Raw genomic sequence first — 9,707 nt, 5'->3', positions numbered from 1 at the left:
TGCCCTCATTGTTACAGCTGAAGCTAAAGTGACACAAGGGATTACGTGGCAAGCGCGAGGCCGCCGAGCAGGGCACCTAGTCCCTGACGACGATCACCGTCTTGCCGGGGCGATGGCCCGGACGGTTCCGGCTTTCGAATGCCTCTCGCCCTCTCTCGAGCGGAAAGGTCCCTGCGATCTCGACATGCAACCGGTCGCCGTCGACCAGCCGGGCCAGCTCGGCCAGCTGTTCGCGATTCGGGGTGACGATGAAAAACGTTGCCGTGACGCCGTATTCGTCGGCCCTGCCCGCCGGCGGCGGCGCCGACAGCGTGACCAGCCGGCCACCACGGCGGAGCAGGCGAAACGACCGGTCCAGCGTCTCGCCGCCGACGGTGTCGATGACGACGTCGTAGGCCGCGTCGTCCAATTCCTCGGTGCGGACATCGATCACCCGGACGGCCCCCCATCCGCGGACGAGGTCGCCGACGTCGCTGCGCACGGTGGCAATGACGCGCGCGCCCAGCATCGCGGCCAGCTGTACCGTCAATGCGCCCACGCCGCCCGCCCCACCGTGAACCAGCACGGACTCGCCCGGCCGCACGCCGGCGTGGTCAACCAGCGCTTGCAGGGCGGTGAGGCCGGCCAGCGGCAGCGCGGCGGCGACGGTGTGTGACACCGTCGCCGGCTTGACGGCCAAATCCGTCGCGGGCACGCAGACGAATTCGGCTGCCGCGCCGTCACGGTCGAACCCGATCAGCCCGTACACCTCGTCGCCCGGCGTGAAATCCGCCGCGCCCGTGGCCACCTCGGCGACGACACCCGACACTTCGTGCGACGGGATCACCGGTGTGCGGCTCACGCGGGTCCAGGTTTCGTCCCAGGTCAACTCGTCGAACGTGGTGGCGGCGGCGTGGACGGCCACCAGGACCTCGCCCGCCGCGGGGACCGGCACCGGCGCCGGCTCGACGACCAGTTGTTCCGGGCCGCCCCGGCGGTGCGCCCGCAGCGCCTTCATCCCGGTCACGGCAGCCGCCAATCGATCGGGTCGGCGCCCATGCCCGTCAGCAGCTCGTTGGCCCGGCTGAACGGGCGCGACCCGAAGAAGCCACGAGACGCCGACAGCGGCGACGGGTGCGGCGACTCGATCGCCACGCAATTGCCTTCGGCCAGAATCGGTTTGAGCGTGGACGCGTCGCGGCCCCACAGGATCGCCACCATCGGCTGTGAGCGTGCGACCAGCGCACGGATCGCGCACTCGGTGACCGCCTCCCAGCCCTTGCCCCGATGCGAGGCCGGGTTGCTGGGCCGCACCGTGAGGACCCTGTTCAGCAGCATCACCCCGCGCTGGGCCCAGGGCGTCAGGTCGCCGCACGAGGGCTGCGGATGGCCGAGGTCGGCGGCGTATTCGTCGAAGATGTTGGCCAGGCTGCGCGGCAGCGGACGCACGTCGGGGGCGACCGAGAAGCTCAGGCCCACGGCGTGTCCCGGCGTCGGGTACGGGTCTTGGCCGACGATCAGCACGCGGACGTCGTCGAAAGGAAAGGTGAAAGCGCGCAACACGTTCGGGCCAGCCGGCAGGTACCTGCGCCCGGCGGCGAGTTCGGCCCGCAGGAACCGGCCCATCTCGGCGACACGATCGGCCGCCGGCTCGAGTGCCGCGGCCCAGCCCTGCTCGACGAGTTCGGTCAACGGCCGCGCCGTCATTGCCGGTCCTTTCGTAGCATCGACGCTCACCGCGCCACCCTAACCGTCATACGACTGCCAGCCGGCGTAGCCGGTCCACTCTTGCCCGTCGATGAGCACGTCGGCCTTCCCGTCCAGGACCCGCCCGATGATCCGCCATCCGGCGGGCGCCGGCCCGGCGAAACAGGCCACCAGGGCGTGGTCTTCGCCGCCGCCGAGCACCCACGACCAGGGATCGACGCCCACGGCGGCGCCCGCGGCGGTCAGTGCGTCGTGGTCCGCGGCCAGGGCCGCGGTGGACAGATCCATCGCCACACCGGATGACCCGGCGACGTGCCGCAGGTCGGCGACCAGACCGTCGGAGATGTCGATCATCGCCTGCGCTCCCCCGGCGGCCGCCGCCACGCCCTGGCCGTAGGGCGGCTGGGGAACGAGATGGCGGCGGCGCAGCGCATCGAAGCCCTCAACGCCCTTGCCCAACAACGAAAGACCGGCGGCCGAGCGCCCCAGCGCGCCGGCGACCGCGATCACAGAGCCCGCCTTCGCCCCGGATCGCAGCACCGGCGCGCGGCCGTCCAGGTCGCCCAGCACCGTCACCGAGACCACCCACTGCGGGCAGGCGACCAGGTCACCGCCGGCGATGCCGGCGCCGATGCGCTGGGCCTCGTCCCACATCCCATCGACCAGCGCGTCCACGTCCGCGGTCGGCGTGTCGCCGGGAGCGCCGAAAGCGACCACGAAGGCCGTGGGCCGTGCGCCCATCGCCTCGATGTCCGCGGCGTTCTGGGCGATGGCCTTGCGGCCGACGTCGTGGGGGGTCGACCAGTCCAGCCGAAAATGCCGGTCCTGCACGAGCATGTCCGTCGACACCGCGATGCGGCCGTCCCTGGCCTGCACCACCGCCGCGTCGTCGCCCGGCCCGACCGTCACCGCGGCCGGTTGACGGCGGCCGCGCACCAGACGGTCGATGACCGCGAACTCCCCGAGCTGCTGCAGTGTGGGTTCCGATGCGTCGTCGCGCACGCCACCTCCTGCGCATCCACGCCCTGCGCGGGCCCCTGACTGGTAGCCGACCTGCGGTAAGTTGGTTTACTGCCCGCGCGAGCGGCCCGCGCCAGTGTAGAACCCGGCATCGCTGTGCCACAGATAGGAGGTGCGCGGGCGGTGACGACCGATCCCGATTCCGGCCCCGCCGTCGACACGGGGCCACCGCCGGCGATGATCATCGCCGCGGTGGCGGTGGCCGTCGCGGCGATCGGCGTGATTTTGGTGATCGCGGCGAACCACGAGGCGCCGCCGCAACCCGTCACGGTGCCCGCCGCCCCGGCGCCGCAGGCCGACAGCGCGGCGTGCCGGGCGCTGGCCGGTGCCCTGCCGGAGCGGCTCGGCGACTATCAGCGCGCGCCCGTCGCGCAACCGGCGCCGCACGGCGTCACCGCCTGGCGGTCCGGTGCGCACAGCGAGCCGGTGGTGCTGCGCTGCGGGCTCGACCGCCCCGCCGAGTTCGTGGTGGGGTCCCCCATTCAGGTGGTCGACCGCGTGCAGTGGTTCGAGGTGCGCCCCGAACCGCAGTCCGCGGGGGACGCGGGCAGGTCGACGTGGTACACCGTGGATCGGCCGGTCTATGTGGCGCTCACGCTGCCGTCGGGATCCGGCCCGACGCCGATCCAGCAGCTTTCCGAGGTGATCGACCGCACGATCGCGGCGGTGCCGATCAACCCAGCTAGGCCGGGTTAGCGCAGGCCGGTGCCGCGCGCCAACGCCGTTTCGACCATGGTCGCCAACAGGGTGGGATAGTCCACGCCGCTGGCCGCCCACATCCGCGGGTACATCGAGATCGTGGTGAACCCGGGCATCGTGTTGATCTCGTTGAGCACCGGCCCGTCGTCGGTGAGGAAGAAATCGACCCGCGCCAGGCCCTGGCAATCGATGGCCTTGAACGCCCGGATCGCCAAATCCCGGATGGCGTCCGCGATGTCGTCGTCCACCTTGGCCGGCACGTCCAATTCGGCTGCGTCGTCGAGATATTTGGTGGCGAAGTCGTAGAACGAGTCCTCGCGTCCCCGCACGCCGGCCACCCGGATCTCGCCCAGCGTGCTGGCTTCGACTGACCCGTCGGGCATTTCGAGCACGCCGCACTCCACCTCGCGGCCGGTGATCGCCGCCTCCACGATCACCTTCGGGTCGTGCCGGCGCGCGACCGCGACGGCCGCGGCCAGGTCGTCCCAGCTCGAGACGCGGGTGACGCCGATCGACGAGCCGCCCCGTGCGGGTTTGACGAACACCGGCAGACCCAGCCGCTCGCACTCGTCGGGTCGCAGGGTGGACCGCGACGGGCGCAGCACCGCGTAGTCACCGACCGGCAGCCCTTCGGCGACGAACAGCTTCTTGGTGAACTCCTTGTCCATGCCCGCCGCGCTGGCCAGCACGCCGGCCCCGACGTAGGGCACCCCGGCGAGCTCCAGCAGGCCCTGGATGGTGCCGTCCTCGCCGTAGGGACCGTGCAGCACCGGGAACACCACGTCGACCGACGCCAGGACCTCACCGGCGCCCGTCGACAACGAGACCAGCTGGCCGCTGCGCAGCGGGTCCGCGGGGAGGGCCAGCTCGGTGCCCGACTGCGCGGTCACCTCGGGCAGCTGCCGGTTGCTGATGGCCAGCGCGTCCGGGTCGCCGTCGGTGAGCACCCACGACCCTTGCGGGGTGATGCCGATCGCGACGACCTCGAACCGCTCGGGGTCGAGGTTGCGCAGGATGCTGCCCGCGGACACGCAGGAGATGGCGTGCTCGTTGCTGCGTCCGCCGAACACGACGGCGACGCGCACGCGGCTTCCGCTGGCACTCACAACCTAAAGAGGCTACCGGTTGCGCGGCGCTCGAGCCGGGCGGCGGGCCGCTAGCTGCGGTTTCGGCCGCGCGGTCACTCCGGCTTGGTCCTGCGGCCCAGCAGCAGGGCCATCGCCTCGTCCACCGACAGCCCCTTGTGACAGACCCGGTGCACGGCGTCGGTGAGCGGCATCTCGACGTCGTAACTGGACGCCAGCGCCAGCACCGACTCGCACGACGTCACACCCTCCACGACGTGCCCGTCCCGGGCCTGCAGCGCCGACTCCATCGTCCCGCCGCGACCCAGGCGCTCGCCGAACGACCGGTTGCGCGAATACGGCGAGGTGCACGTCGCCACCAGGTCGCCGACCCCGGCCAGCCCGGCCAGCGTGGCACCCTTGGCGCCGAGCGCGATGCCCAACCGCATGATCTCGGCAAGACCGCGGGTGATGATCGCCGCCGCGGTGTTCTCGCCCAGCCCGACGCCGGCCGCCATGCCGCACGCGAGCGCGATGACGTTCTTGCACGCCCCGCCGATCTCGGTGCCGACGACATCGCTATTGGTGTAGGGGCGGAAGTACCCGGTGTTCAGCATGCGCTGCAGCGCGACCGCGCGCCCGGAGTCGCTGCACGCGACGACGGTGGCGGCCGGCTGGCATTCGGCGATCTCGCTGGCCAGGTTCGGCCCCGAGATCACCGCGACCTGAGCAGGGTCGACGCCCGTCACCGAGACGATGACCTGACTCATCCGCATCAGGGTGCCCAGCTCGATGCCCTTGGCCAGGCTCACCAGCGTGGCGCCGTCGGGCAGCAGCGGCGCCCACCCCTCGAGGTTGGCGCGCATCGTCTGCGCGGGCACGGCCAGCAGCACCGTCGAGGCGCCGCCGAGCGCCTCCGCCGCGTCGGTGGTGGCCCGGACGCCCGCGGGCAGCACCGTGCCCGGCAGGTAGTCGGGGTTGGCCCGGGTGGCGTTGATCCGGTCGGCGACGTCGGTCCGACGCGCCCACAGCGCGACGGCCGCTTCGCCGGCCTCGACGAGCACCTTGGCCAGCGCGGTGCCCCACGCCCCGGCACCCATGACCGCGACGGCGCCCGTCGAACTGGCAGGTGTGCCAGCCATCCACCACCCCCGTCCGTCGTCTCCTGCGTGTTGCAGCCGCTACACCCTAGATCAGCGGGCGTCGCGCGAGCTAGCGCGTCCGCCGGGAGCGGTCGCTGGCAGGATGGCATCCATGAGCGGCACACGAGCCGACGAAGGGGGCAGAGACGTCGCCCTGATTGTCGCCGTCAAGCGGTTGGCCGCGGCCAAGACCAGGCTGGCCCCGGTCTTCTCGGCGCGCACCCGGGAGAGCGTGGTGCTGGCCATGCTGATGGACACCCTGACCGCGGCCGGCCGCGTCGCGGCGCTGGGATCCATCACCGTGATCACCCCCGACGAGGCGGCGGCCGCCGCGGCGACCGAGCTGGGGGCCGAGGTGCTGGCCGACCCGACACCCGAGGGGCACGCCGACCCGCTGAACAACGCCATCGCCACCGCGGAACGGGCGGTGGGCGGTTTCTTTCCGAATGTCGTTGTGCTGCAAGGTGATCTGCCGGCGTTGCAGACGCAGGAGCTGGCCGAGGCGATCGCCGCCGCGCGGCACCACCGGCGCAGCTTTGTCGCCGATCGGCTGGCGACGGGCACCGCCGCCCTCTTCGCCTTCGGCGCCGCGCTCGACCCGCAGTTCGGCTCCGATTCGTCGGCGCGGCACCGGCGTTCGGGCGCGATCGAACTGACCGGTGCGTGGCCTGGCCTGCGCTGTGACGTCGACACTCCCGACGACCTCGCCGCCGCCCGCCGGCTCGGGGTGGGGGCGGCGACCGCCCGGGCCCTCGCCCAGCAGTGACTCCGGCCGCGGGGTGGCCTACCTGTCCTGATGGTGAACGTCATCCCAACGGCGAATGGATGTCCGCCGAGCGCTAGCAGCATCGGCGCGCGATAAGCGATGATCGCAGGGTGACTGAAACCGAAGCTGAGGCGCGCCCCGACGAGCATGTGTGGCATCAAGGCGACTCGGCCGTGGCAGCGCCGCCCGCCGCGACGCCGGCCGCGCTCACCGACCTGCCGGAAGACCGCTACCTCAACCGGGAGCTGAGCTGGCTGGACTTCAACGCCCGCGTGCTGGCGCTGGCTGCCGACAACTCACTGCCGCTGTTGGAACGGGCCAAGTTTCTGGCGATCTTCGCCTCCAACCTCGACGAGTTCTACATGGTGCGCGTCGCGGGCCTCAAGCGCCGCGACGAGATGGGGCTGTCGGTGCGCTCGGCCGACGGCCTGACGCCGCGCGAGCAACTGGCCCTGATCGGTGAGCAGACCCAGCGGATCGCGACCCGGCACGCGCGGGTGTTCCTCGATTCGGTGCGTCCCGCGCTCGCCGAGGAAGGCATACATATAGTCACGTGGGCCGACCTGGATCAGGCCGAGCGCGACGAACTGTCGACCTACTTCCACGAGCAAGTCTTTCCGGTGCTCACGCCGCTCGCCGTCGATCCCGCCCACCCCTTCCCCTTCGTCAGCGGGTTGAGCCTGAACCTGGCGGTCATGGTGCGCCAGCCCGAGGACGGCGGCCAGCACTTCGCGCGGGTGAAGGTCCCCAACAACGTCGACCGGTTCGTCGAACTCGGCGCCCGCGGCCACCTGGACGACGCCGAGGGACCCGCCATAATCCGCTACCTGCCAATGGAAGAGCTGATCGCGGCCTTCCTGCCGGTGCTGTTCCCGGGCATGGAGATCGTTCAGCATCACGCGTTCCGCATCACTCGCAACGCCGACTACGAGGTCGAAGAGGACCGCGACGAAGATCTGTTGCAAGCCCTGGAACGGGAATTGGCGCGCCGACGGTTCGGTTCGCCGGTGCGACTCGAGGTCGCCAACGACATGACCGAGAGCATGTTGGAGCTGCTGCTGCGCGAACTCGACGTGAACCCGGGTGACGTCATCGAGGTGCCCGGCCTGCTCGACCTGTCCTCGTTGTGGCAGATCTACAGCCTCGACCGGCCGGCGCTCAAAGACCCGGCATTCGTTCCGGCCACCAGTCCTGCATTCGTCGACCGCGAGACACCCAGAAGCATCTTCGCCACGCTGCGGGAAGGTGATGTGCTGCTGCATCATCCGTACGAATCGTTCTCGACCAGCGTCCAGCGCTTCATCGAACAGGCCGCCGCCGACCCGAATGTGCTGGCGATCAAGCAGACGCTCTACCGCACATCCGGAGACTCGCCGATCGTGCGGGCGCTCATCAACGCCGCCGAGGCCGGCAAGCAGGTGGTGGCGCTGGTGGAGATCAAGGCGCGCTTCGACGAGCAGGCCAACATCCGCTGGGCGCGCGAGCTGGAACAGGCGGGCGTGCACGTCGTCTACGGGTACGTCGGGCTCAAGACGCACTGCAAGACCTGCCTGGTGGTCCGGCGCGAGGGCTCGGCGATCCGGCGCTACTGCCACATCGGAACCGGCAACTACAACGGCAAGACGGCGCGACTCTACGAGGACGTCGGCCTGCTGACGGCGTCTCCGGAGATCGGGGCCGACCTGACCGACCTGTTCAACTCGCTCACCGGCTACTCGCGCAAGGTCGCCTACCGCAACCTTCTGGTCGCCCCGCACGGAATTCGCACCGGCATCATCGAACGCGTCGAGCGCGAGATCGCCGCCCACCGCGAACACGGTGGCGGCCGGATCCGCCTCAAGATGAACGCCCTCGTCGACGAACAGGTCATCGACGCGCTCTACCGCGCGTCGATGGCGGACGTGCGGGTGGAGGTGGTGGTGCGCGGGATCTGCGCGCTGCGTCCCGGCGCGGAGGGATTCTCGGAGAACATCGCGGTCCGTTCCATCCTCGGCCGCTTCCTGGAGCATTCCCGCATCATGCATTTCAATCGCATCAACGAGTTCTGGATCGGCAGCGCGGACATGATGCACCGCAACCTCGACCGGCGCGTCGAGGCGCTGGTCCAGGTGAAGGACCCGAGGCTGACCTCCTATCTGGACGACTTGTTCGAGTCCGCGCTCGACCCGTCGACACGGTGCTGGGAACTCGGGCCCGACGGTCAGTGGATCGCGTCGCCGCAGGACGGCCACAGCGTGCGCGATCATCAAGTGTCGTTGATGGAGCGGCACCGCAGTCCGTAACCCGCTGCGTGGTGATTTACGGTTGTTTCCGGCCGTACCGCCCACTGCGCGCGGCCCTCAACCGAATTGACCTGCAGGAGTTGATTTGCCGACCAAGAGCTCGCGTTCGGGAAGCCGGATCGTGTATGCCGCCGGCGCGGTGTTGTGGCGACCGACCGATTCGTCCAACCCCGGCCTGGAGGTCGCGGTGATCCACCGGCCACGCTACGACGACTGGTCGCTGCCCAAGGGGAAAGTGGACCCCGGCGAGACGGCGCCCGTCGCCGCGGTCCGGGAAGTGCGCGAGGAGACGGGTCACCAGGCCATCCTCGGCAGGCGGCTCGACATGGTGAGCTACCCGATCGAGGCCGGGGTCAAGAAGGTCTACTACTGGGCGGCGCGCAGCACCGGCGGGGACTTCACACCCGGCAACGAGGTCGACGAACTGGTCTGGCTGCCGATGGTCGACGCGCTGAAGAAGCTCAGTTATGCGCACGACCGGAAAATGTTGCGCCACTTCACAAAACACCCAGCCGATACGCATACCGTGTTGGTGGTCCGGCACGGCACCGCGGGCCGGAAATCGCGCTTCAAGGGCGACGACACCCAGCGACCGCTGGACAAGCGGGGCCGCGCGCAGGCCGAGGCACTGGTGCCGCAACTGCTGGCCTTCGGCGCCACCGAGGTGCACGCGGCCGACCGCCTGCGCTGCCACCAGACGGTGGAACCGCTGGCCGAGGAATTGGGCGTGACCGTGCACAACGAGCCCGCCCTCACCGAGGAGTCCTACGCCAAGAGCCCCAAGCGCGCCCGGCAGCGGATGCTGGAAATCGCCGAGCGGCAAGGCGCACCGGTCATTTGCTCACAGGGCAAGGTGATCCCCGACCTGATCGAGTGGTGGTGTGAACGCGACGGGGTGCGCCCCGACAAGTCGCGTAACCACAAGGGCAGCACCTGGGTGCTCTCGCTCTCAGCCGGCCGACTGGTGGCGGCCGATCACATCGGTGGCTCGCTGGCCGCCAACGTGCGGGCTTAACACGCGAATACCCTTCGGGTGCATCGCTGCGAC

9 protein-coding genes are annotated in these 9,707 nt (G+C 70.4%); 4 read left to right on the top strand and 5 right to left on the bottom strand.

All coding sequences use genetic code 11. The annotated features are described in order from the left end of the window. Positions 1 to 76: 76 nt before the first annotated feature. From HMPREF0591_RS24230 to HMPREF0591_RS24220, 3 genes are read right to left on the bottom strand one after another with little or no spacing between them, the layout of a single operon-like run. On the bottom strand, positions 77 to 997 hold the full coding sequence (locus HMPREF0591_RS24230) for an NADP-dependent oxidoreductase (protein ID WP_040623952.1): 921 nt from the start codon (positions 995 to 997) through the stop codon (positions 77 to 79). Positions 998 to 1,002: 5 nt separating this feature from the next. Next, a complete protein-coding gene (locus HMPREF0591_RS24225; RefSeq protein WP_007171335.1) occupies positions 1,003 to 1,686 on the bottom strand; it encodes a uracil-DNA glycosylase in 684 nt (227 codons plus the stop codon). A 39-nt stretch (positions 1,687 to 1,725) separates the two neighbouring features. Continuing rightward, a complete protein-coding gene (locus tag HMPREF0591_RS24220) occupies positions 1,726 to 2,688 on the bottom strand; it encodes a thiamine-phosphate kinase (protein WP_007171334.1) in 963 nt (320 codons plus the stop codon). Positions 2,689 to 2,883: 195 nt separating this feature from the next. Between HMPREF0591_RS24220 and HMPREF0591_RS24215 the strand changes: the two genes are divergently transcribed. Beyond that, positions 2,884 to 3,402, top strand: coding sequence for a DUF3515 domain-containing protein (locus HMPREF0591_RS24215; RefSeq protein ID WP_083212481.1), 519 nt, complete (start codon positions 2,884 to 2,886; stop codon positions 3,400 to 3,402). On the opposite strand, the gene HMPREF0591_RS24210 is transcribed toward HMPREF0591_RS24215, so the two are convergent. Together HMPREF0591_RS24210 and HMPREF0591_RS24205 are read right to left on the bottom strand one after the other, a co-directional pair. Further along, the gene (locus HMPREF0591_RS24210; RefSeq protein WP_040623843.1) at positions 3,399 to 4,511 is read right to left on the bottom strand and encodes a D-alanine--D-alanine ligase family protein; all 1,113 of its coding nucleotides are present in this window, start codon (positions 4,509 to 4,511) and stop codon (positions 3,399 to 3,401) included. The genes HMPREF0591_RS24215 and HMPREF0591_RS24210 overlap by 4 nt on opposite strands. A gap of 74 nt (positions 4,512 to 4,585) precedes the next feature. Next, positions 4,586 to 5,611 carry an NAD(P)H-dependent glycerol-3-phosphate dehydrogenase gene (locus tag HMPREF0591_RS24205; RefSeq protein WP_007171331.1) on the bottom strand — a complete coding sequence of 342 codons (1,026 nt, stop codon included), beginning with the start codon at positions 5,609 to 5,611 and terminating at the stop codon, positions 4,586 to 4,588. 112 nt (positions 5,612 to 5,723) lie between these two features. Here HMPREF0591_RS24205 and cofC point away from each other — a divergent pair, with 112 nt between their 5' ends. The 3 genes from cofC to mutT1 all read left to right on the top strand — a co-directional run bounded on the left by cofC (position 5,724) and on the right by mutT1 (position 9,674). Further along, a complete protein-coding gene (gene cofC / locus HMPREF0591_RS24200) occupies positions 5,724 to 6,377 on the top strand; it encodes a 2-phospho-L-lactate guanylyltransferase (RefSeq protein ID WP_040623841.1) in 654 nt (217 codons plus the stop codon). Between the two features lie 92 nt (positions 6,378 to 6,469). Beyond that, on the top strand, positions 6,470 to 8,659 hold the full coding sequence (locus HMPREF0591_RS24195) for an RNA degradosome polyphosphate kinase (RefSeq protein WP_040623839.1): 2,190 nt from the start codon (positions 6,470 to 6,472) through the stop codon (positions 8,657 to 8,659). 85 nt (positions 8,660 to 8,744) lie between these two features. Then, positions 8,745 to 9,674, top strand: a complete 930-nt coding sequence (mutT1, locus tag HMPREF0591_RS24190) for an 8-oxo-(d)GTP phosphatase MutT1 (protein ID WP_040623837.1) — start codon at positions 8,745 to 8,747, stop codon at positions 9,672 to 9,674. The last annotated feature ends 33 nt before the right edge of the window (positions 9,675 to 9,707 follow it).

It is taken from the genome of Mycobacterium parascrofulaceum ATCC BAA-614 (genome assembly GCF_000164135.1).
Lineage (GTDB): Bacteria > Actinomycetota > Actinomycetes > Mycobacteriales > Mycobacteriaceae > Mycobacterium > Mycobacterium parascrofulaceum.
Note: the sequence above shows the minus strand (reverse complement) of the source record. Positions and strands in the feature narration are given on the sequence as shown.